Raw genomic sequence first — 22015 nt, 5'->3', positions numbered from 1 at the left:
TCGCTTATTGCACGGGCTTGAGGCGGAGCAGGTGCACCAGCCGCATCCGGTTGTTATCGTGATCCTCGGGGTTCATGACAGGTTCGTCCTTGGTGACCCAGCCGGTAAAGCGCTTGGTCGAGAATTGGTACCAGGTCGGGCCGTTGAAGACGGGAACGACAGGCAGGTTGTCGGCAACGATCACCTGCACCTGGTCAAACAGCTTCTTGCGCTCTTCGTCCGTCGCGGCGCGGCGGTACTCGTCGAAGACCTTGTCGAGTTCAGGGTTGGAGTAACGCGACGGCGCGCTGGTGATGCGCCCGCCGAAGCCGGTCGACAGCGACTGGAAGTAGCCGCGGAAGGGCGTCGGTCCGTCGGCGCGCGAATTCATCACCGCTTCGAAGCTGCCGTCGAGGATCTGCTTCTGCCACTGCTCGTATTCGGGCGTGGCAACCGACGCATTGACGCCGATCTTGCGCAGGCCTTCGGTCGCGATCTGCACCGCGTCGATCCAGTCGGTCCAACCGTTCGGAACGATGATTGGGAAAGCGATCGGCTTGCCGCTCGGCGTGGTGCGGAAGCCTTCGCCGTCCTTCTTGTAACCGGCATCGTCGAGCAGCTTGTTGGCCTTGTCGATGTCATAGGCCAGCCACTCGTCCTGCGCGCCCTCGGCTGCCTTGTTGCGCCAACTGTCGAAGCGCGGCGGCAGGCCGCTCGCAAGGGTGTTGACGACGGGATAGCCAAAGCCGGCAATATCGACCATCGCGGTGCGGTCCATCGCCAGGCTGAAGGCGCGCCGGAAGGTCATGTCGTTGAAGGCCTCGGCATTGCCGGGGTTCGACGACTTGAAGTTCATCTGGAAGGCAACGGTTTCCGCCGGCGGCTGCCAGTAGCCGTTGTGTTCGGCGTCAAGGCCGACATAGGTCTTGTCGATCTGCGGCAGGAACGATCCAAACCAGTCGATCGAGCCTTCCGGCAAAAGCGCCAGCATCTGGTCGTTGCCGGAGATCTGCGGCAACTTCAGGCAATCGACCTTGAGCGACGCGGCGTCCCAGTAGTTGGGGTTGCGGCATTGTTCGTAGACCTGCGGCGTGAAGCGGCGGATCTCGGTCATCGGGCCGGAGCCGACAGGCGTTTCGTTCTTGAAGGCCAGCGGATCCTTCACGTCTTTCCAGATGTGCTCGGGCACCACGGGAAAGTCGGCGAGCGATTCCGGGAAATGCGTGTCGACGCCCTTGAGATTGATCTTCACTTCGGTCGGTGATGGCGCCTCCACCGAGGCGACGGTCTCGCCGACGCCAACGGTATCGACGGCCGGGTTCTTCAACATCATCTCGAGGGTAAACTTCATGTCGGCCGAGGTCAGCGGCTTGCCGTCCGACCATTTCACACCGTCACGCAGGGTATAGGTGATCGACTTCAGATCGTCGGCGAACTTGTAACCTGTTGCCAGCCGCCAGACCGGCTTGCCGCTGTCATAGTCGTTGAAGATCACCAGCGGTTCGTAGACGAAATCCATGGTGCTCTGCCGCCGGCCGCCGAGGTCGAACGGGTTGAAGTTCTGCACCCAGCTCGTTTGTTCCTCGATGTGCATGGTGAGCACCGCTTCGGCCCGGGCCTCGGCGGCCGCGACCATCATCAGCGCTGCGGCGACCGGTCCAAGACGCCATCGCGCCGCTGTCACCCTCTTCCTCCCGGCCTCCGGAGCGTTACCCAAAAGCCGCATTTCCTCGACTGCCGTCATGACGAATTCCCCCTCAGGTTTCGTTGATCGATCTATTAAGTCAAGTAATTTGACTTAACGATAAGTCTGCCAAAGAGGCGCTGTCAATCGGGCTAATTCGCCCCGCCTAAAGTTTCGGGAAAAGAGGGTGAGTGGTATTTCTCATTGCAATACCAATTGCGGAAATCGAGCCTCGGGGATCGGTTCAGCCGCCCGATTTTGATCGCAGAACAACCTGGCTCAGCATCGCAAAGAGAATCACGGCGTAGCCCAGGATCTGCGAAAGGCTCAACGGCGTCCCGAGAAATGCCAGCGTGAAAAGCAGCACCCAGACCGGTTCGCAGCACATGATGACCGACGCCCTCGCCGCCGAGATCATCTGCTGCCCGCGAAACTGGAGAACTTCCGGAGTTACCCCGTTAAAACTCAGGATACCTAACGTGCACGATCATGATATACTCTACCCCTGCGTGTATCAATTCGAAACATGGCAAACTGCGATCCTTGGCCGGAGCGTGGTTTAGCCTGAGCACGCCTCGAAATACCGGCGGACTGCCGGAACCTGCCCAGTGACATCATTCCTTCAACCTACGCAGCTGGAGCTGCTGACAGGAGGCCTACATGTCGGTGCATGAAGCAATTCTCGATCTCGGCTATGATCCCACCATCCGAGAGGATGGCCCACTCATCCGGCCTCAGGTGCCCGCGGCGCTGCCGACCGCGGCGACCGTCGACCCGCAATACCTCCCGCCCCCGAAGGCGCAGGGGACGCCACGCCATGTCGGCAGTCCCGGGAGCTGCGCCGCATGGGCTTCGACCTATGGGCTCGCCACCTACACGGCGGCCGCAGCGGCGAGCCAGTCCCCATCGAGCACGGCGCTGCAGGCAAGCCCAGCCCATATTTATATCGAAGTCATGAAGAGCTACGGGCAAAAGGGCTGTGCGGGATCGCGGCTTGCATCCTACCTCAATCTGCTCAAGCAGAGCGGAACGCCGAACTGGCAGACCGCCCCCTATTATGCGAACTGCCCCGAGCTCTGGTCGAGCTACGATCCCAACGCCGCCACCGATGGCAGCTTCCAGATTCCCGACTGGGCCATCGTCGAAACCAGCGATCTCGACGCGATCAAGGCGGTCATCGCCGCCGGCGGTGCGCTTTGTTACGGCACGTCGCTCAACGAAGGCTTCATGAAATACGAAGGCCCCGGCCCGATGACCGGCCCCCTCAACAAGGTCCCGAATGTCGGCCATTGCATGCTGATTATCGGCTACGACGACGAGCAGCAGGCGATCCTCATCCAAAACAGCTTCGGACAGAACTGGGGCTGCGAGTGGAACGGACGTCGCGGCTACATCTGGATGAGCTATGAGCTGTTCCAATATCTGGCTCAGGGCCAGGCCATGTATGTCACGGCCTGACCCCAGACAGTTCTAGCCCGAATTGGCTTTGAAAGGGCCGTGGCGTTATTCCGCCGCCACGGCCGGCGGATAAGCGAGCGGCTCATCAAGTTCGGCATCCGCATTGACCTCGTCCGCCTTCTCCGGTTCCGCGGTGCTCTTCTTTGGCTCCCGGCCGAAGAAGAGCGCGTAGCCAGCGGGCAATACCAGAATGGTCAGCACCGTCGCGACGAGGATACCGCCCATCATGGCGTAGGCGAGCGGTCCCCAGAAGACCCCGCGGGAGATCGGGATCAGCGCCAGCACCGCCGTCAGCGCCGTCAGCGTGATCGGGCGGAAGCGTCGCACGGCCGATCCGATGATCGCCTCGGCGCGGTCCATGCCGGCGGCGATATCCTGGTCGATCTGGTCGACCAGGATGATCGAGTTGCGCATGATGATGCCGAGCAGCGCGATGACGCCGAGGATCGCGACGAAGCCGAAAGGGGCACCGCTGATGAGCAGTGCCGCCGCCGCACCGATGATGCCGAGCGGCCCGGTGGCGAGAACCAGCATCGCCTTGCCGAAATGCTGGAGCTGGATCATCAACAGCACGACGATGACCCCGAGCATGATCGGCGCCTTGGCGGCGATCGAGGCCTGGCTTTCGGCTGAATCTTCGGCCCCGCCCTGAATGGCGATCGAATAGCCAGCGGGCAGGCTGTCGCGCAGCGGCTGCATCTCACCGAACATCTTCATCGCCACGTCGTTCGGCTGCACGCCGTCCGGCAAGGTTCCTCGCACGGTGATCGTCGGCAGGCGGTCGCGGCGCCATTCGATGCCCTGCTCGAGCACCGGCACGACCTTGGCGACTTGCGAGAGCGGAACGAAGCCGCCAAAGTCGGTCGGGATGTAGATCGAGTCGACAGAGCTCAGCAGTTTGCGGCTTTCGGCCGGCTCGCGGGCGACGATCGCCACCGTCTCCTCGCCGTCGCGGAAGTTGTCGAGCGGCGCACCGGTGACGCTCGCCTGCAGCATCTGGCGGATGCGCTGGGATGTGACGCCAAGCGCGCGGGCGCGATCCTGGTCGATGACCAGCTTCATGCCCGCTACCGGCTCCAGCCAATCGTCGTGAACGGCGCCCAGAAGTGGGTTCTCGTGGAACTTCGCCGTTACCCGGTCGGCAATGCGCCTGACCTCTTCGCGGTCCGGACCCATGACGCGCATCTGTACCGGCCAGCCGGTCGGCGGCCCCAGGAACAGGCGGTCGACCTTGGAACGGATCGACGGGAAGTCGGCGGCAAGGATCGCACGCATCTTGGCAATCAGCCGCTCGCGCGCCGGTTCGTCCTTGGCCATGACAAGAAGCTGGGCGAAGTTCGGATTACGCAGTTGCTGGTCGAGCGGCAGGAAGAAGCGCGGGGCTCCCTCGCCGATATAGGTGGCGATGAAGCGCTTGTCCTCATCATCCATCATCCGGGCTTCAAGCGCCTTGGCCTGCTTTTCGACCTCCTTAATGCTCGTGCCCTCGGGCAGCCACAGATCGACCAGGATTTCCGGCCGCGACGACTGCGGGAAGAAGTTCTTCGGAATGAACTGGAAGGCCCAGAGGCTGACGAAGAAGATGGCGAGCGTGGTCGAAAGCACGATGATGCGATGGCGCACCGCCCAGGCAACCGTCGAACGCAGATGACGATAGAAGCGCGTGTCGAAGACGTCGTGATGGTTTCCGGCGTGGCTGCGCTGCTTCAAGAGCATGTTGCCGAGCCAGGGCGTGAAATAGACCGCAACGAACCAGGAGACGACCAGCGCGATGCCGACCACATAAAACAGCGAACGTACATATTCGCCGGCGGTCGAGGCGGCAAAGCCAACAGGAATGAAGCCGGCGGTGGTGATCAGCGTGCCGGTCAGCATCGGGAAGGCGGTGGAGGTATAGGCGAAGCTCGCGGCTTCGACCTTGACCAGTCCCTCCTCCAGTTTTCTTTCCATCATCTCGACGACGATCATGGCGTCGTCGACCAGGAGGCCGAGCGCAATGATGAGGGCGCCGAGCGAGATGCGCTGCAGATCGATGCCAAGCTCGTACATGATGGCGAAGGTCGCGGCGAGCACCAGCGGGATGGTGATCGCGATCACCAGGCCCGAGCGCCAGCCGATCGACAGGAACGATACGATGAGCACGATCGCCAGCGCTTCGCCGAGCGCCTTCATGAACTCGCCGACTGCTTCCTTGACGACCTCAGGCTGGTTGGAGACCTGGTCGACACTGACCCCATAGGGCAGCGACGTCTCGAAGCGCTGATAGGTCTCTTCGACCGCCTTGCCGACATCCGTCACCTTGAAGCCCTTGGCCATGACGACGCCGATCTGGACGCTGTCCTGGCCGTTGAAGCGGAATTTGCGCGAATAGGGATCCTCGAGCCCGGAGCTTACCGTGGCGATTTCGCCAAGGCGCGTGACCTGGCCGCCGGCGCGAAGCCTGAGGTTCTTCAGGTCCTCGACCTTGTCGAGGCTGCCTTCGACCGAGATGCGCACCGAGAGGGAACCGGTATCGACGGAACCGGCCGGGTCGATATTGTTCTGACCGGCAATCGTGCTGCGTAGGTCGTTGAGCGTCAGGCCGCGTTCGGCGAGCACCTTGGAGGAAACGTCGATATAGATCTTCTCCGGCTGGTCGCCGATGATCACAGCCTTCTCGACGCCCGGCGTCGTCAGCAGCATATCGCGCGCCTGGATCGCGAATTTCTTCAGCTCCGGATAGCTGTAGCCCTCGCCGCTTAGTGAATTGAGCGTGATGAAGGTGTCGCCGAACTCATCGTTGAAATAGGGGCCGAGCAAGCTTTCGGGCAGTTCGTTGGAGATGTCGCCGACCTTCTTGCGCACCTGGTAGAATGCGTCCGCCACTTGCTCGGCATTGGTATCGCCTTCAACCTGCAGCGTGATGATCGCACTGCCGGCGCGGGTATAGGAGCGCACGAAATCGAGGTGCGGCGTTTCCTGCAACTTGCGCTCGATCTTGTTGACGACCTGGTCCTGCATTTCCTCGATCGAGGCGCCTGGCCAGAAGGCTTGCACCACCATGACGCGGAAGGTGAAGTCCGGATCCTCCTTCTGCCCCATGCGCATCAGGCCGAAGGCACCGGCGAGAATGATGAGGCCGAACAGGAACCGCGCCATGCTCGGATGCGCGATCGCCCAGCGCGAAAGGTTGAAAGGCCGCTTTTCTTCGGAAGAGGAGGTCATCATCGGCTCGGTTCCGCTATCTTGGTGACGTCAGCGCACGACGGTTTCGGCTGCGGCAGCAGCCTGGTGCGTCGTATCGTTGGAGATCGTCACCTTGAGATCGTCCGTCATGAACTGCGTTCCGGCGGCAACAACGAGATCGCCGACTTTGAGGCCTTCGGTGACCCGCACACCATTGGTGGTGAAGTCTGCAAGCGTGACCGGGCGGCTGCGGACGGTTTCCGTACCGCGGTCGACGACCCAGACGATCGGATAGCCATCCTTCTCAGCCAGCGCGCTCAAGGGTACCGAGACGAACGACACGCCATTGCCGGCAGAAGCTTCGATGGTCGCGGTCATGCCGAGCAGGACGCGTTGGTCGTTTGGCAGACTGACACGCACCGAGAAGGTGCGCGATTGCTGGTCGGCGCTGCCGGCAACCTCGCGCACCGTGCCATCGAGCGACAGGCCCGCATCGGACCAGATCCCGACCTTCACCGGCAAGCCAGCCTTGAAATTGCTGATTTCCGTTTCGGGTACTGCGACCTGGACTTCCTTTTCGCCTTCGACGGCAACGGTGGCGACCGGCGTGCCAGAACCGACGACCTGGCCGACATCGGCGTTGATCGAGGTCACGATGCCCGGCCGATCGGCGACGAGGCTGGTATAGACCACCTGGTTTTTCGCCTGTGACAGTGCCGACTTCGCTGCATCGCGCGTGGCGACAGCCTGGTTGTAACTCAGCACCGCCTGGTCGAACTGGGCCTGCGAGGCGAATTTCCTGGCAAGCAGCTGCTTGGCGCGGTCGCGCACCAGCTCGACTGTTTCGACCTGACGCTCGGCCGCATCCAGATTGGCGGACGCGCTGCGCACCGCGAGCTCGTAGTCGGTCGGGTCGATGCGGGCGAGAAGATCGCCAACCTTGACGCGGTCACCGACATTGACGACGCGCTCGACGATCTTGCCACTGACGCGGAAGCCGAGATTCATCTCGGTCCGTGCCCGCACGGCGCCGGAATAGCTGAGCTGGCGTACATTGTCGGCCTGGGCGATCTCGACGACCTTGACCGGGCGCACGACTTCAGCGGTTTCGGACTTTTCTTCCGAGCAGCCGGCAAGCGCCGCCGAGAGGGTCGAAATCAGCGCAACGGTGGCAATGAATGAAATACGGCGGCGAAATTCAATCGGCATAAACATAGTCGCACTCCTGAAAAATAGGCCGACGCCGCATTGGCGCCGGAAGCAGTCCGGCTAAACCTTCAGTCCCTTGATCGCGAATTCGACCAGCTCTTCCGGTGCCGCGCGGTTTGTCTTGCTGAGACACTGCGCAACCATTTGCGGATGACAGAGCGTGACGGTCGCCGCACCGAAACAGCGCGACGCCGCATCGGCGTCCTGTTCCGGGAACTCGCCGGCGGCGATGCCTTCGCGAATTACGTCGGCGAGAAGCGCGTCGAGCCTGTCGATATGCTTGTCGATGACGTGCCACTCGCGTTCGATGGCAACGACCACCATTTCATGCACCTTCGTATCGTCGAGCATGAGCTCAACGGTCATCTGATGCTGCGCGTGGACGTAACGCCGCAGCCGCTCGCTCGCACTCAATGGCAAGGCGCAGATCTCCTGGGCCATCTGGTAGCTGGCCGCCAGCATGCGGCCGCAGATCGCCTGATGGATCTCCGTCTTCGAGGCGAAGAAGCGGTAGATGTTCGCCGGCGACATGCCGAGTTCCTTGGCAATGTCGGCGACATTGGTCTTGCTGTAGCCGAAATGCCGGAACAACCGCTCCGCTGCGTCGAGGATCCGCGTGATGTTGTCCTGACGCGTCTGATCCACGACGTTATCGCTGCTCACCTGCATCGCTTGCCTTTCGATTTACGACTGACGAATTTTGTATTTCGTCAGTCGTAAATCGAAATGAGACACTCGTCAATGAAAGAATACGCTCGCACGTTCACGATTTGATAACCAACATTGAGCTCGCCGCGCGCGGCCGAACGCCTCCCAATGTCACCCGGCTGTCGTTGACTCGACACGCTATGGTGGTTACTGGCGCTTCTGGAGCCGCGTTTCTCGGATTCTTCTCAAGGGGTTAGCAACTTATGGCCACAGGTCTCATCGCCCTCCTCGACGACATCGCGGCCATTGCCAAGATGGCGGCCGCTTCGCTGGACGACGTCGCGGCCCAGACCGCGAAGGCCAGCGCCAAGGCAGCCGGCGTCGTGATCGACGACGCTGCGGTGACGCCGCGCTACGTGGTGGGGCTGACGCCTGAACGGGAACTGCCGATCATTGCGCGGATCGCCCTTGGTTCACTGAAGAACAAGTTGCTCTTCCTTTTGCCCGGCGCACTGCTGCTCGGCTATTTCGCGCCCTGGGCGATCACGCCGCTGCTGATGCTCGGCGGCATCTATCTCTGCTACGAGGGGGCCGAGAAGCTTTACGGCGCAATCTTTCCGCATGCGGCCCACGCGCACGAGGAAGCGGTTCTCGGGGAAAAGAGCGATCCGCTGGCGCTTGAAAACGAGAGGGTTGCCGGCGCCATCCGTACCGACTTCATTCTCTCGGCCGAGATCATGGCGCTGACCCTGTCGACCGTCGCCGATGCCGACATCTACATGCAGGGCGCTGTACTCGCCGGCGTCGGCATCCTGATTACGCTCGCCGTCTATGGGGTCGTCGCGCTCATCGTCAAAGCCGACGATGCCGGCGTCGCGCTGGCGAAGAACCCGCTGTCCGCCGTACGCGTTTTCGGCCGCGGCCTCGTTCTCGGCATGCCCGCATTCCTGAAAGTTCTTGCTGCGATCGGCACTGCGGCCATGCTCTGGGTCGGCGGCAGCATCCTCGTGCATGGCATGGCGCAACTGGGCCAGGCCGGGCCGGAACACTTCATCCACGATGTCTCCGAAAGCGTTGCCCACACGCTGACGGTCGCCCCGGCGGTCGTCGGCTGGTTCACGACCTCGGCGCTCCAGGCCCTGCTTGCCATCGCCGTCGGCGCCGCAACCATCGTCGTCATGGGCAACGTCGTCGCGCCGATCTGGAGCCGCCTGCGGCCGGCAAAGAGCTAGATACTTTCGCAAACATGGATCGGGAAGGAGGCCGCCCGCGGCCTCCTGATAATTGATTTCCGATCTCTTCGGCGGCCTACCGCTTGTACTTCACGCCCGGCAGCACGCAGAGCATTTCGTAAAGCAGATTCGCCGCGGTGATCGCCGTGGTGCCGGTCGTATCGAAAGGCGGGCTGACCTCGACGAGATCGGCGCCGACGAGATTGAGACCGCGACAGCCGCGGATGATTTCGATCGCCTGAATGACCGTCAGGCCGCCGATCTCGGGCGTGCCGGTGCCCGGCGCATAGGCCGGGTCGAGGCTGTCGATATCGAAGGTCAGGTAGGTCTTGTGGTTGCCGATCTTGGCGCGAATGCCTTCGATCAGCGGCACGAGCGACTTGTGCCAGCATTCCTCGGCCGGCACGACGGTGAAGCCCTTGTCGCGCGACCAGTCGAAGTCATCGGACGCATAGCCGGTGCCGCGCAGACCGATCTGGAACACGAGATTGGGATTGAGGCAGCCATCCTCGAAAGCGCGCCGGAACGGCGTGCCATGCGCGATCTTTTCGCCGAACATCGTGTCGTTGATATCCGCGTGCGCGTCGACATGGATGAGAGCGACCGGACCGTGCTTCTCGGCAATCGCCTTCAGGATCGGATAGCTGATCGTGTGATCGCCGCCGAGCGTCAGCGGAATGCAGTCGTGCTTGAGGATCTCGCCGATGTTGCGGGTGATGATCTCCATGTTGGCCGGCAGGTTGAAGGTGTTGATGGCGATGTCGCCGATGTCCGCCACCTGCAGGCTTTCAAACGGCGCTGCACCGGTCGCCATGTTGTAGGGGCGGATCATCACGGATTCAGCGCGGATCTGCCGCGGCCCGTAGCGCGTTCCGGAACGGTTGGATGCGCCGATATCCATGGGAATGCCGACGAAACAGGCGTCGAGGCCCGCGGCCGACGCTGCCGCCGGCAGGCGCATCATCGTACCCGGACCGCCGAAGCGGGGCATGTCGTTGCCGCCGAGCGGCTGGTTGAATTTCTCTTCCATGGAAGCTCTCCCTTTTGATGTCGCCGGAACCTATCAGGCGCTGCTGGCCGAGAAATGCGGGATTGATCGAATGTTACTTCGATCGCGATCAAACCAACATGTCTGACAGAGCAAATCCAGGCGTCGACTGCCATGTACGACGGTGCCCCGCCTCCCGCACCTAGCCAAAGGGAGTGTTGCCCTCTTAGGACCCGCCAATCACTTTGGTGAAAACAAAAATACGATGTCCTTGGGAGGAACCATGCAAAACTTGACCCGCACCGCACTGCGCTCCATGTTTGCGGCATCGCTCGCCGCTATCGCGGTCTCAACGACCGCCCAGGCGCAGGACAAGCTGTTCATCTACAACTTCTCCGACTACTTCGCCGAAGACACGGTCTCGAACTTCCAGGCCCGCACCGGTGTCGAAACGCGGGTCGACTTCTACGATTCGCTCGAAGTGCTCGAAACCCGGCTGCTCGCCGGCGGCAGCGGCTTCGACGTCGCCTTTCCAAGCGCCACGGTCGGTGAACGCCTCATTCAATCCGGCGCGCTGAAGCCGATCGACGTCACGGCGCTCAAGAACTACGGCAATCTCGACAAGGACCTGCTGAAGCTCGTCGCCGAGCATGACCCGGAGAACAAGTATCTGGTTCCTTACATGTGGCTGACGACGGGCGTCGCCTACAACGCCAAGCTCGTCGGCGAGCGCCTTCCCGATGCGCCGACGAACAGCCTCGACATGTTCTTCAAACCCGAGGTCGCCCAGAAATTCCAGGATTGCGGCATCGGCATCGTCGATGCGCCGAACGAAGTGATCCCGATCGCGCTCAACTATCTCGGCCTCGACCCATACTCCACCAAACAGGACGACCTCGACAAGGCGAAGGAGCTGCTGCTGAAGCTGCGTCCATTCATTCGCCATATGCAGAGCGGCCAGCTTGTGGCCGACATGGCGTCGGGCCAGCTCTGCCTGGCGCTGATGTGGAGCGGCGACGCCGGCATTGCCGCGGCCCGCGCCGAGGAAGCCGAGACCGGCGTCAAGGTCGACTATTCGATCCCGAAGGAAGGAACGATCATCTCTTTCGACACGATGGCGATCCCGGCCGATGCGCCGGATCCGGAGCAGGCGCTCTCCTTCATCGACTATATCCTCGAGCCGAAGACGGTTGCTGCGATCAGCAACCACGTCTTCTACGCTAACGCCAATGCCGCGGCGACCGCCGAGGTCGATGCCGGGATCCGCGACAACCCGAACATCTATCCTCCTGCCGAAGTCCGCTCCAAGCTCTTCGTCGACAAGTCGCTGCCACCGCGCCAGACGCGCGAGCGCACCCGCGTCTGGTCGGCTTTCAGGGCCGGCCAATAGCGCGCACCGTCAACAGCAGGACCAGACCCCGTGCAATCCTATATTTCGATCGAGAACCTGGCGAAGTCCTATGGCGTCGTCACGGCCGTCAACAACATCAGCCTGGGCATCGAGAAGGGCGAGTTCTTCTCGCTTCTTGGCCCCTCGGGCTGCGGAAAGTCGACGCTGCTCCGGATGATCGCCGGCTTCGAGACGCCGACATCCGGCGCCATCAAACTGGAAGGGGCCGATGTCACCGACGTGCCGGCGCATAAACGCCCGACCAACATGATGTTCCAGTCCTATGCGCTGTTCCCGCATCTGACGGTCGGCAAAAACATCGCCTTCGGATTGCAGCAGGATGGTCTTGCCAAGAGCGAGATCAGGAAGCGTATCGACGAGGTGGCGGAGAAGCTGCAGCTGACGGCGCTGCTCGACCGCAAGCCGGCGCAGCTTTCCGGCGGCCAGCGTCAGCGCGTGGCGCTCGCCCGTGCGCTGGTCAAACGGCCGAAGGTTCTGCTGCTCGACGAGCCGCTCGGGGCGCTCGACAAAAACCTGCGCACCGAAACGCAACTCGAACTCGTTCGCCTGCAACGGGAGCTCGGCCTCACCTTCATCATCGTCACCCACGATCAGCACGAGGCGATGACGGTCTCCACCCGCATCGCCATCATGAAGCAGGGGCAGGTGCTGCAGGTCGGCTCGCCTTCGGAAGTCTACGAAACGCCGCAGTCCCGCTATGTCGCCAAGTTCCTTGGCGAAACGAACGTGTTTGCCGGTAGCCGAGCGGATCGCAGTGGCAGCGAGCTGCAGATCGACAGCGACGAAGCCGGCGGCCGACTGCATGCGGCCTTTACCGACCGCGTCGCGCTCGATGCGCCGTTCTGGGTCTCGGTCCGCCCCGAGCGGGTGGAACTCGCGACTTCGGGCAGTGGTCTCGAAGGCACGGTTGAACAGCTCACCTATACCGGTGTCGAGCGGCACTACCGCGTCCGGCTGAAGTCTGGTGCGACGCTCGACGCACGCCGGGTCAATCTCGGAGCCGAGAGCGATCTCGGCGTCGGCGATCGGGTGTTTGCGAGCTGGTCGCCGCAGGCAAGCCGGCTCTTGGCCGAATAGGAGGTTCCCATGCTCACGGCAGCGACACCTTCCACAAAGACGAACTGGGGCAAGCGTCTTCTGATCGCCATCCCCTATGCCTGGCTTCTGGTGCTCTTCCTGGCACCCTTCGCGCTGGTTGCGGGCATCAGCCTCTCGACCGTGCGGCTCGGCATGCCGCCCTTCGAGCCGCTGACGGCATGGGACGGCTCGATCCTGAACCTCCGCCTCAACTTCGAGAACTTCCTCTATGTTCTCACCGACGACACCTATCTTCTGGCCTATCTGACGAGCCTCAAGGTTGCGGCGATTTCGACCGCCGCCATGCTCTTCATCGCCTATCCGCTCGCCTATGGCATTGCGTCCTGTTCGCCATCCTCCCGCTCTCTCCTGGTCTTCCTGGTGATCGTTCCGTTCTGGAGCTCGATGCTGATCCGAGTCTATTCCTGGATGAGCATCCTCAGGAACGACGGTCTCCTGAACGCGTTGCTTTTGAAGGTCGGCCTGATCAGCGAACCGCTGCGCATCCTCAACACCGAGACGGCGATCTATATCGGCATCATCTACACCTACCTGCCCTTCATGGTGCTTCCGATCTACTCAACTTTGAGCAGCGCGGACCGCACCCTGATCGAGGCGGCGCGCGATCTCGGCTGCTCCCGCATCTCGGCCTTCTGGCGGGTCACCTTCCCCTTGAGCCTGCCCGGTGTCTTGGCCGGCTGCGCGCTGGTCTTCATCCCCGTCGTCGGCGAGTTCGTCATCCCGGATCTCTTAGGTGGCGCCGATACCCAGATGATCGGCCGCGCCATCTGGCTCGAATTCTTCAACAATCGCGACTGGCCGATGGCCGCCGCCGTGACGATCGTGCTCCTCGCGTTGCTGGTCGTGCCGATCGTCTATTTCCAATCGCGCCAGTCGCGCGAACGAACCTGAGGAGCTGGCCATGACAAAACCAAGCTGGTTCAATCGGCTCTCGATCCTGTTCGGCCTCGCCTTCCTCTATCTGCCGATCGTCGTTCTCGTCATCTACAGCTTCAACGGCTCGAAGCTCGTGACGGTCTGGGGCGGCTTCTCGACTCAATGGTATGCAACCGTTCTCAACAACCCCTCGATCATTGAAGGTGCGAAAGTCAGCTTCCTGGTCGCTGCGGTCTCGGCAACGGCAGCAACCATTCTCGGGACGCTCGCGGCCGTTGTGATGGTGCGGCTGCGTCGTTTCCGCGGCCGGGCACTGTTCAACGGCATGCTGCTTGCGCCCATGGTCATGCCGGAAGTGGTGATGGCCGTCTCGATGCTCTTGATGTTCGTAACGCTCGGGATTGATCGCGGGCCGCTCACCATCACGCTGGCGCACACGACCTTCACGCTCTGCTTTGCGACCGTCGTGCTGCAATCGCGGCTGGTCGAGCTCGACCCGTCGCTGGAAGAAGCGGCCCGCGATCTCGGCTGCCCGCCGGCCAAAGCATTCGTCAGCGTTGCCTTACCGAACATGGTCCCGGCAATCGTCTCCGCCTGGCTACTGTCCTTCACCCTGTCGCTGGATGATCTGGTCATCTCAAGCTTCACGACCGGCCCGGGCGCATCGACCCTGCCGATGAAGATCTATTCGCAAATCAAGTTCGGCGTGACGCCGGAAATCAATGCGATCTCGACGATCATTCTCGGCATCGTGGTTTTGGGACTGGTGGCCGCACAACTGGTCTCGCGACGCTCGGAACAGCGAGCCACCACAGCCTGACCAGAAAGGGCAATTCCAGGAAACGTCTCTCCTGGAATTGCGCCGTTTCAACGCCTTGGATCAGTGTGGCAGAAGCGCGCCACCCGGCGCGAGATAGGTCGCCAGCGGATCTTCGAAGGCATTGCTCGCCGACGATACCGCATCGATGAATAGCGAGAACAGCGCGGTTTGCGAGCTGATGTCGAGCTTGGCATAGAGGTTGCGGCGGTGCAGCTTGACGGTCGCCGGTGAGATGCCGAGCTTTTCAGCGGCCCCCTTGACCGAATATCCGCGCAGGATCATCTGCGCGACCTGGCATTCGCGATCGGTGAGCAGGCTGCGGCCAAAGTTCCGGATTGCCTGCGCCAATGCGCTCTGGAGCGGCGAGCCGTCATCGCCGAGGCTCTCGGGCCTGAGGTCGCGATAATGCCGGAGCACGGCCATGCTGAGCAGCGGCGCCGCGCTCTGCAGGAAATCCTGGTCTTCTCCGCTGAAGGCCGCGTGGGAGTGGCGTCGCGCCAGCGAGATCGCGATCTTCGTGTCGGCATCGATTCCGATGAAGACGTTGAATTCGTCGTGCAGGCCCGAGTGGCGGTAGTAGTCGCGGTAATATTGCGACCGGTCGAAGGACGGATCGATCTGCCTCAGGCGATAAAGACCATCGTCGCCGTTGTCGAGCGCCAGCCGGTAGAACGGGTCGAGCCGATACGGGCCCTGCAGGTAGGCTCGAATATCGGACAGGCCCCTGTCCGTACGCCAGTCGTTGAACAGGATCTTCGGCGCTGCGTTTCGCCGATACAGGAGCATCAGACCGGCATCGATTGCGATGTGTCGCTTGAGCGACTGCGCCAGACGATCCTGGAAATCCGAACGGCCGACCCCCTCCATCAGAGATAGCGCCAGATCACCCACACCGGGCACCCGCTGCGTCGCCGCGCAGACTTTGACGATCGTATCGTTGTTCATGTTGTTCTCCTCCAGGCGCAGATTAGGCGAAGGTTTAGTGCGTCGCAAGTAACGGATTTTCACTACGGGAAATCCAAAACTATCATTTGAGCAACCAAAACAACGACATCGGCAGCGAAAGCCAGGCTCCGCAAGGGCTGACGCCGCCCCTGAGCCGGGCTCTCGTCCTCCAAACCTAGCCCTAAGGCGTATTCCGGACATTGACCCGGGCGCCTAGAAAAATGGGGCAAGCCCCATAGTAGATCGGCGGCACGCAAGACGGCATGTGACTGTCGAGACGACACATTGGTCTCAGGCACCAGGCTGCTTTGCGCGAAAATAAAGCAACGAAACCTTGAAGGGCGGCCGATGTACTTGCCGCTCGTCTTTCTGAACTGGAGTGAACATGTCGAAGGTCATCAAACTCGGGCGCAACGGTGTCGGCCTGCGCGAGCTTGAAAAATGCAGCGTCGTCCCGCCGGAGGCGATCCTGTCCGGTTTTGCAGACGAACTCGGCGATGTTCATTTCGAAAGCCCCGACAAAGCCGTCGTGATCGGCACCTGGCAGTCGACGCCCTACGCGGAAATGCTCTCCTACCCCGATGGCAGCGAATACAGTGTGATCCTCTCGGGCAAGGTCGCAATCACCAACCCGGACGGTTCCATCGAGACCTTCGAGGCCGGCGAAAGCTATGTCCTGCCTGCCGGCGTCGAGGTGCGTTTCGAAGTGCTCGAGACGATGCGCAAGGTCTACGTCCTCTACACCGCACCAGCCGCGAAGTGATGTGAGGCGTCTCCATGACCAAGGTAAGAAGCAAAGCCCTTGCAGATGTGACGATGACGCCCTTCTGGCTCGACCGGCCGGACGCGCCCGAGCCGCGAGAGCGACTGACGCGCCATCTGAAGGCTGACCTGCTCGTCGTCGGCGGCGGCTTTACCGGGTTGTGGGGAGCCATCCAGGCGAAACAGCGCCAGCCCGAAATCGACGTCGTGCTGATCGAAAAGGGTTCGGTCGCCAACGGCGCTTCGGGCCGGCCGGGCGGCGTCGTCTCGACGTCGGTCATGCACGGACTTTCGAATGCCGTGCGCATCTTCCCCAAGGACATCGCCGCGCTCGAGCGGCTTGGCCAGGAAAACATGCACGGCTTCCTGCAGACCCTCGAGGAACACGCCGTCGACTGTCACGCCGAATGGGGTGGAGAGCTGACAGTAGCCGTCGACGATGCCCATATCGAAGCGCTGCACGAAGAGCACGAACTCCATCTCAAATATGGCCACCAGGCCGTCTTCCTCGACCAGGGCGCCGTCCGCAGCGAAATCAATTCGCCACGCTACAAGGCCGGTGTCTGGTCGAAGCACATCTGCGGCACGGTGCATCCGGCGCTGCTTGCCTTCGGGCTGAAGCGGGTTGCGCTCACCCTCGGCGTTGAGATCTTCGAGAACACCGAACTGACCGGCCTTGAAGATCTTGGCGACCGGATGAAGGCTACGACGCCTTCGGGCAGCGTCACCGCGCCCAAGGTTCTTCTCGCCACCAATGCCTTTGCCTCGGGCCACAAAAAGATCAAGCACCGGGTCGTCGCCGTTCGCGACCGGGTGCTGGCAACGGAGCCCCTGTCAGCAGAGCGTATGGCGTCGATCGGCTGGAGCCACCGTCAGGGCGTCTACGACACCCGCACGCAGATGAACTACATGCGGCTCACCAAGGACAACCGGATCATCTTCGGCGGTCGTCTGGCTTACGCCTTTGCCGGCAACCCCTTCCCTTCGGTCGACAAGGAACTCGAAACCTACAAGCCCCTGGCATCCGCCTTCTTCGACACGTTCCCGCAGCTCGAAGGCCTGCGCTTCACCCATGCCTGGAGCGGGCCGATCGATCTCAGTACCCGCATGGCGGTGCACTTCCAGCGCTACTACGGCGAGAAGGTCGTCTATGCAGGCGGCTATTCCGGTTTCGGCGTTTCGGCCTCCCGCTTCGGCGCGCGTATCGCGCTCGACATTCTCGACGGTTCGAAGACGCCGGAGAGCCGGCTGGATTTCGCCACCAGCCTGCCGAACGCTATTCCGCCGGAACCGTTCCGCTGGCTCGGTGCGCAGGTCACCATGTATGCGCTCGATACGGCGGACAAGTCCGGCGGCTGGCGCAAGCCCTGGCTGAAAATGGTTTCGGCGATGGGTTTCCCTCTAAGCTGACGCCTCTCGCCAAAAGGCACCTATCGTTTGACAAAGGCAGAGCCGAGATACCGGCCCTGCCTTTGTTTTCGCGAGCTGGCACTGGGCCGGTCAGGATTGAAGGGCTTATCGACCTGCACGCAAACGAGACGCGCCTCGTCCGGTCTGCGAAACGCCGAATTCACTAACGAGCAGCTTCACGAAAAACGGGATCAGACCCGACTTTGCACGCGTCTTGTCGAAGGCCGCCTGGAACGGCGCCTTGTAGCTGAAGAGATCCGGGCGGATCGGCCGCAGCAAACCCTCGTTCACATAACGGCTGGCGAAATGGTCGGGCAGATAGCCGAGGTAGCGACCGGAGAGGATCAGCCGCGCCTCTGCTTCCATGTCGCTGACCGTCGCGCGCGGATTGGCGATCGAGAAAATCTTGAGGTCACGGGCGTTCCAGTAGGAGCGGCCGATCAGATTGTAGGACCGGATATCGTCGATCTCGATCTCGCTGTCGTCACGGGAAAACAACGGGTGCTCCGCGCCGCAATAGAAGCGTTGCGTCTCCTCGTAGAGATCGACATATTCCAGCCCCAGCGTCGTGCGCGGAAAACTGGCGATCGCGATGTGGAGCTCTCCTGTTATCACATCGCGCAGCAGTTCATGCGGCGGCCGCGTGACGATCGAAAGCGCCACTTCCGGTGCCTCGTCCGTCATCCGGGCAAAGACGCGGTTGAGACGGGAAGACGGGTCAGACAGCGTGTTGTCGATGAGGCCGACGGAGAGCGTACCGTTCAACTGATGCTGCAACCCCTTCATGCGGATGTCGAACTGGTCGATCGAGCCGAAGAGGCGCTTGGCCTCCTCGTAGACGGCGCGCCCTTCTTCCGTGAGGCGAAAGCCGGACCGGCCGCGCTGGCAGAGCGTTAGGCCGAGCCGGCTCTCCAGCGCGGAGATATGGTTGGAAATCGTCGAGAGCGAGAGATTGAGCTCTCCCTGCGCAGCCGCAAAACCGCCCGCCTCCACGATCGTGACGTAGATGCGCAGCAGCCTCACATCCAACGAGTCCAAAGCCATGCAAGGTCCGCCCTTACCTTGATAAAGATCCAAGTGAAGCGCGATTATTATGCATTTTCATGCACTAAGCTAGGGCAGGCGTGAACGAAATCCAGTCCGTTTATGTGGCCGGCCGTACGTCCTCGTCCGAGAGGAACCTCGCGTATTTGAGCATGTAGTCTGCGGCATCGCGGATATCGTGGGCAACGGCCTCGCGTGCCCGCTGCGGGTCTTTCGCCTCGAGAGCCGCTACGATCTTGTCGTGAAAATCGACGTCCAGCACTTCGGTCGCGGTAAACGGCGTTCCCTCGACGAGCTTGCGCAAAAACGGTCCCGCCTGGAGCCAGAGCATTTCGATGATGTAGATCAGGTGCTCGTTGCCGCAGTGGCGGTAGATCGAGAACTTGAAGTCGAAGTTCGCCTGCAGATAGCGGTCGATGTCACCCGCCTTCGCCGCTGCAGTACGCTGATTGCAGTGGTGGCGCACGGTGCGCAGGTTGTTGCCGTTGAGGCGGCTCGCCGCGAGTTCCGTTGCCGTGCCTTCGATGGCGATGCGCGCCTCCGTCAGGCTGACGAAGGATTTGACGGTCAAGAGCGGCACCTCGACGCTGCCGTTCGGCAGAAGTTCGAGGCCCTTCAATGCCTGCAGCCGCTGAAAGGCGGTGCGCACCGGCATCGGGCTCGTCCCGAACTGCTCGGCAACCTTGCGATAGGTGAGCTTCTGGCCCGGTTCGAAATGCCCGGCCATCAACGCCTGCACGATCTGCTGATAGACCTGCTCATACATCGGAACCGGTGTTTCGATGCTGGTGATTTTTGGTGTCTTCTTCGTCGCCATGCTCGAAACCTGGGGCTGCATTGGGAGCGCAGCGCTAAAAGAGAGAGTTTATCTTGGTAGGAGATTCCGCGACATCAGCGCAAGACCTTCCGGATGCTCGAGGCGCGTCAGAGCAGCTTTCCCAAAGCCTTCATGAACGCGATGTTGTCGTAGTCAAATGCCTCCATCACCGGATCCGGCTGGCACGACATTCTGACAACGACCAGTTCGTTTTTGGGATCAACGAAGAGCCATTGGCCATGGATGCCGATGCCGCAGAAGCTGCCCTCGCCGGTCTGATACCATTTGTTGCGGTAGCGCCCCTTCGGGAACAGCGGCGCAAAATCGCTGCGTTGCCACGCCTCATGGCTGCCCTTGGTGAGCGTGTCTTCGACCCAGCTTTCCGAAAGGACGCGCCGACCGCGCGCCATGCCGCCGTTGCGCATCATCTCGCCGACGCGCGCAAGATCCCGTGGCGTCAGGGATATTCCAGCCGAAGCGCGACTGGTTCCCTCGCGATCGACCGTGATCGCGATTTCGTCGGTGGTGCCAAGCGGCGTCCAAAGCTTTTCCCGCATCAGATCGGCGATGCGCCTGCCGGACACGCGCTCGAGCAGGATGCCGAGCAGGTCGGTGTTGGGCGAGCGATAGCGGAAAACCTCGCCGTGCGGCGTCGGCAGCCGCTTCAGCGTGCAGAGGAATTCGAACAGCCCCTCGTCGCCGCCACCAGGGTTCCAGAGCATCGCGCGCCTGTAGCGGCCGAAAGCGCTTTCCGGATCGAGATAGGCTTCCTCGATGTCGAGACTGACCGTCATGTCGAGCACATGCCGGACGGTGGCATCCGCATAGGCCGAGCCCGCGGTTTCCGGAAGGTAGTCGATAATGGGTGCGTTCGGGTCCAGCAGGCCCTCGTCCTCAAGGATGCCGGCGACGATCGCGACCATCGACTTGCTGATGGAAAAGGCGATGTGCTTCTCGCCGAAGTTCATGGTCGGCGCCACCCAGTCGCCGATGAATTTGCCGCGCTTCATGATCGTCAGCGCGTCCGCATAGGAGCCGTCAAGAAAGTCGCCGATCCGCTTCTCGCCACTTGGCAGCGACACCGTCTCCGAAAGCAGCCACGACAAATCACGCAGCTCTTCCGTGGGAGCGGTAGAGGCGGCCACGACCGGGGCGCTCGGCACCAGCTCGCCGACGTTCTGGAACGCCCAACGGCTGAAGGGCGCCGTGCGCCAATTGGCGAGCGTTACCTGGTCGCGGCGGAAGCCGTATCTTTCGCTGAACGCGGTCTTGCCGGTCATGGATATGTCCTTTCTTGAATGGATCGACGCAGCGCACGGCACCTGCACCGGACGAACCGTCAGGCGGGAGCGATGGCGGCGCTGGCGAGCAGCGCCGGCGACAGGGCCGCCGGCACTGAAATCAGAGGCTGAAGCGCGCCTACTTGCGAAGATCGGTCCAGATCCGCTTGTAGAGGTCTTGCGCCTCCGGCGAGCAGAGGCGCTGCAATTGCCCACCTTCCCGGCGCTCCGCCGGGATCACGATTTCCGGCGCGTTCTTCATGGTGTCGGGCATGAACTTTTCGGAGCCTGCGATGCCGTTGGCATAGCCATGGAAGGCCGAGTTCATCGCGGCGTTCTCGGGATCCATGACGAAGTTGATGAACAGCTTGGCGTTGTCGACGTTTTTGGCGTCCTTCAGCACCGCCGCGTTGTCACTCCAGACACCGTAGCCTTCCCTGGGGTAGTGGAAGCTGATCGCCGGGTTTTTCATCCGCGCGCGGAAGCCGGCGCCGTTCCAGGCAAGGGTGGCCTTGAAGTCGCCGGCCGCCATTTTCTCGATGGTGTTGTATTCCATGGCGATCCAGTCCGCCTTGGCATTGACAAGCACATCGCGGACCTTCTTCAGCACCGCCTTGTCGGCCGTGCACTGTTCGCCGCCGACATACTGGATGGCGGCAGCCATCACGTCGTTCAGCTCCGGCACGACATTGACCTTGCCCTTCAGTTCTTCCGGCGGATTGAAGACGATGCTCCAGCTGTCGGCATCGCCCTTGTAGGCGTCACCATTGACCACGACGCCGGTGGTGCCGACGGCCCACGGAACCGTATATTTACGGCCGGGGTCGAAGTCGGCATTCACCCATTCGGGCGCAACGTTCTTGAAGTTCTCCATCTGGCCTGGGTCGAGCTCCATCAAGAGCCCTTCCTTCACCCAGATCGGCACATAGACCTGGTTGACGACGACGACGTCATAGCCGGAGCCGCCCTGCCTTGCCTTGGCAAGCGCGGTGTCACTCGAGTCATAGTCGGTGACGGTGACCTTGACGTCGAACGCCTGCTCGAACTTCTTGACCATCTCCGGGCTGGTGTAGTTGCCCCAGTTGTAGATGTTCAGTTCGCCTTCGGCATGCGCAATGCCCGTCGAGGCGATGAGTGCGGCAAGCAGAAGGGTCATGCGGTTTGCACGTATCATTTGGTTCCTCCCATT

At 61.8% G+C, this 22015-nt stretch carries 18 protein-coding genes; 8 read left to right on the top strand and 10 right to left on the bottom strand.

Features of this window, described 5'->3' with window-relative positions; genetic code table 11:
• Positions 1-4: 4 nt before the first annotated feature.
• A complete protein-coding gene (locus ASE60_RS30845; RefSeq protein WP_156414760.1) occupies positions 5-1618 on the bottom strand; it encodes an ABC transporter substrate-binding protein in 1614 nt (537 codons plus the stop codon).
• 705 nt (positions 1619-2323) lie between these two features.
• Between ASE60_RS30845 and ASE60_RS30840 the strand changes: the two genes are divergently transcribed.
• The gene (locus ASE60_RS30840; protein ID WP_057255399.1) at positions 2324-3121 is read left to right on the top strand and encodes a C1 family peptidase; all 798 of its coding nucleotides are present in this window, start codon (positions 2324-2326) and stop codon (positions 3119-3121) included.
• Positions 3122-3166: 45 nt separating this feature from the next.
• Here the strand turns inward: ASE60_RS30840 and ASE60_RS30835 are convergent, their stop codons facing one another.
• The 3 genes from ASE60_RS30835 to ASE60_RS30825 are packed head-to-tail and all read right to left on the bottom strand — an operon-like array spanning position 3167 to position 8164.
• Complete coding sequence (locus ASE60_RS30835; protein ID WP_057255552.1) at positions 3167-6325, bottom strand: efflux RND transporter permease subunit; 3159 nt, start codon at positions 6323-6325, stop codon at positions 3167-3169.
• A 30-nt stretch (positions 6326-6355) separates the two neighbouring features.
• Positions 6356-7495: an efflux RND transporter periplasmic adaptor subunit gene (locus ASE60_RS30830; RefSeq protein ID WP_156414759.1), complete on the bottom strand. Its 1140-nt coding sequence runs from the start codon at positions 7493-7495 to the stop codon at positions 6356-6358.
• Between the two features lie 60 nt (positions 7496-7555).
• Positions 7556-8164 (bottom strand): TetR family transcriptional regulator, encoded by a 609-nt coding sequence (locus ASE60_RS30825; RefSeq protein ID WP_057255397.1) that lies wholly within the window; start codon positions 8162-8164, stop codon positions 7556-7558.
• A 242-nt stretch (positions 8165-8406) separates the two neighbouring features.
• On the opposite strand from ASE60_RS30825, the gene ASE60_RS30820 reads away from it, so the two are divergent.
• Positions 8407-9375 carry a DUF808 domain-containing protein gene (locus tag ASE60_RS30820; RefSeq protein ID WP_057255396.1) on the top strand — a complete coding sequence of 323 codons (969 nt, stop codon included), beginning with the start codon at positions 8407-8409 and terminating at the stop codon, positions 9373-9375.
• A 76-nt stretch (positions 9376-9451) separates the two neighbouring features.
• Here ASE60_RS30820 and speB read toward each other — a convergent pair whose 3' ends face one another.
• Positions 9452-10405 (bottom strand): agmatinase, encoded by a 954-nt coding sequence (gene speB / locus ASE60_RS30815; RefSeq protein WP_057255395.1) that lies wholly within the window; start codon positions 10403-10405, stop codon positions 9452-9454.
• Between the two features lie 241 nt (positions 10406-10646).
• Between speB and ASE60_RS30810 the strand changes: the two genes are divergently transcribed.
• The 4 genes from ASE60_RS30810 to ASE60_RS30795 are packed head-to-tail and all read left to right on the top strand — an operon-like array spanning position 10647 to position 14568.
• The gene (locus ASE60_RS30810) at positions 10647-11753 is read left to right on the top strand and encodes an extracellular solute-binding protein (protein ID WP_082616246.1); all 1107 of its coding nucleotides are present in this window, start codon (positions 10647-10649) and stop codon (positions 11751-11753) included.
• 30 nt (positions 11754-11783) lie between these two features.
• Positions 11784-12851 carry an ABC transporter ATP-binding protein gene (locus ASE60_RS30805; protein ID WP_057255394.1) on the top strand — a complete coding sequence of 356 codons (1068 nt, stop codon included), beginning with the start codon at positions 11784-11786 and terminating at the stop codon, positions 12849-12851.
• Positions 12852-12860: 9 nt separating this feature from the next.
• Entirely contained in the window at positions 12861-13763 is a 903-nt protein-coding gene (locus ASE60_RS30800) for an ABC transporter permease subunit (protein WP_057255393.1), read from the top strand.
• Positions 13764-13773: 10 nt separating this feature from the next.
• Complete coding sequence (locus ASE60_RS30795) at positions 13774-14568, top strand: ABC transporter permease (RefSeq protein ID WP_057255392.1); 795 nt, start codon at positions 13774-13776, stop codon at positions 14566-14568.
• 60 nt (positions 14569-14628) lie between these two features.
• Here the strand turns inward: ASE60_RS30795 and ASE60_RS30790 are convergent, their stop codons facing one another.
• On the bottom strand, positions 14629-15513 hold the full coding sequence (locus ASE60_RS30790; protein ID WP_057255391.1) for a helix-turn-helix transcriptional regulator: 885 nt from the start codon (positions 15511-15513) through the stop codon (positions 14629-14631).
• Between the two features lie 385 nt (positions 15514-15898).
• On the opposite strand from ASE60_RS30790, the gene ASE60_RS30785 reads away from it, so the two are divergent.
• Both ASE60_RS30785 and ASE60_RS30780 read left to right on the top strand, forming a co-directional pair.
• Positions 15899-16276 (top strand): cupin domain-containing protein, encoded by a 378-nt coding sequence (locus ASE60_RS30785; RefSeq protein WP_057255390.1) that lies wholly within the window; start codon positions 15899-15901, stop codon positions 16274-16276.
• 14 nt (positions 16277-16290) lie between these two features.
• Positions 16291-17685, top strand: coding sequence for an FAD-dependent oxidoreductase (locus ASE60_RS30780; RefSeq protein WP_057255389.1), 1395 nt, complete (start codon positions 16291-16293; stop codon positions 17683-17685).
• 105 nt (positions 17686-17790) lie between these two features.
• Here the strand turns inward: ASE60_RS30780 and ASE60_RS30775 are convergent, their stop codons facing one another.
• The 4 genes from ASE60_RS30775 to ASE60_RS30760 all read right to left on the bottom strand — a co-directional run bounded on the left by ASE60_RS30775 (position 17791) and on the right by ASE60_RS30760 (position 22000).
• On the bottom strand, positions 17791-18729 hold the full coding sequence (locus ASE60_RS30775; RefSeq protein ID WP_057255388.1) for a LysR family transcriptional regulator: 939 nt from the start codon (positions 18727-18729) through the stop codon (positions 17791-17793).
• 100 nt (positions 18730-18829) lie between these two features.
• Complete coding sequence (locus ASE60_RS30770; protein ID WP_057255550.1) at positions 18830-19546, bottom strand: GntR family transcriptional regulator; 717 nt, start codon at positions 19544-19546, stop codon at positions 18830-18832.
• 107 nt (positions 19547-19653) lie between these two features.
• Complete coding sequence (locus ASE60_RS30765) at positions 19654-20826, bottom strand: serine hydrolase (protein ID WP_057255387.1); 1173 nt, start codon at positions 20824-20826, stop codon at positions 19654-19656.
• Between the two features lie 139 nt (positions 20827-20965).
• Entirely contained in the window at positions 20966-22000 is a 1035-nt protein-coding gene (locus tag ASE60_RS30760) for an extracellular solute-binding protein (RefSeq protein WP_057255386.1), read from the bottom strand.
• Positions 22001-22015: the final 15 nt, after the last annotated feature.

Source organism: Ensifer sp. Root278 (assembly GCF_001429285.1).
Classification (GTDB): Bacteria; Pseudomonadota; Alphaproteobacteria; order Rhizobiales; family Rhizobiaceae; genus Ensifer.
The sequence above is the reverse complement of the archived record's forward strand: the minus strand, read 5'-3'. Positions and strand labels throughout refer to the sequence as shown.

Excerpts from the sequence above, each read along its gene's own strand:
- ASE60_RS30780 (WP_057255389.1), top strand. The coding sequence starts at position 16,291 with ATGACCAAGGTAAGAAGCAAAGCCCTTGCAGATGTGACGATGACGCCC.
- ASE60_RS30775 (WP_057255388.1), bottom strand. The coding sequence starts at position 18,729 with ATGGCTTTGGACTCGTTGGATGTGAGGCTGCTGCGCATCTACGTCACG.
- ASE60_RS30760 (WP_057255386.1), bottom strand. The coding sequence starts at position 22,000 with ATGATACGTGCAAACCGCATGACCCTTCTGCTTGCCGCACTCATCGCC.
- ASE60_RS30830 (WP_156414759.1), bottom strand. The coding sequence starts at position 7,495 with ATGCCGATTGAATTTCGCCGCCGTATTTCATTCATTGCCACCGTTGCG.
- ASE60_RS30765 (WP_057255387.1), bottom strand. The coding sequence starts at position 20,826 with ATGACCGGCAAGACCGCGTTCAGCGAAAGATACGGCTTCCGCCGCGAC.
- ASE60_RS30820 (WP_057255396.1), top strand. The coding sequence starts at position 8,407 with ATGGCCACAGGTCTCATCGCCCTCCTCGACGACATCGCGGCCATTGCC.
- ASE60_RS30825 (WP_057255397.1), bottom strand. The coding sequence starts at position 8,164 with ATGCAGGTGAGCAGCGATAACGTCGTGGATCAGACGCGTCAGGACAAC.
- ASE60_RS30785 (WP_057255390.1), top strand. The coding sequence starts at position 15,899 with ATGTCGAAGGTCATCAAACTCGGGCGCAACGGTGTCGGCCTGCGCGAG.
- ASE60_RS30800 (WP_057255393.1), top strand. The coding sequence starts at position 12,861 with ATGCTCACGGCAGCGACACCTTCCACAAAGACGAACTGGGGCAAGCGT.
- ASE60_RS30790 (WP_057255391.1), bottom strand. The coding sequence starts at position 15,513 with ATGAACAACGATACGATCGTCAAAGTCTGCGCGGCGACGCAGCGGGTG.
- ASE60_RS30845 (WP_156414760.1), bottom strand. The coding sequence starts at position 1,618 with ATGATGGTCGCGGCCGCCGAGGCCCGGGCCGAAGCGGTGCTCACCATG.
- speB (WP_057255395.1), bottom strand. The coding sequence starts at position 10,405 with ATGGAAGAGAAATTCAACCAGCCGCTCGGCGGCAACGACATGCCCCGC.
- ASE60_RS30810 (WP_082616246.1), top strand. The coding sequence starts at position 10,647 with ATGCAAAACTTGACCCGCACCGCACTGCGCTCCATGTTTGCGGCATCG.
- ASE60_RS30835 (WP_057255552.1), bottom strand. The coding sequence starts at position 6,325 with ATGACCTCCTCTTCCGAAGAAAAGCGGCCTTTCAACCTTTCGCGCTGG.
- ASE60_RS30770 (WP_057255550.1), bottom strand. The coding sequence starts at position 19,546 with ATGGCGACGAAGAAGACACCAAAAATCACCAGCATCGAAACACCGGTT.
- ASE60_RS30795 (WP_057255392.1), top strand. The coding sequence starts at position 13,774 with ATGACAAAACCAAGCTGGTTCAATCGGCTCTCGATCCTGTTCGGCCTC.
- ASE60_RS30840 (WP_057255399.1), top strand. The coding sequence starts at position 2,324 with ATGTCGGTGCATGAAGCAATTCTCGATCTCGGCTATGATCCCACCATC.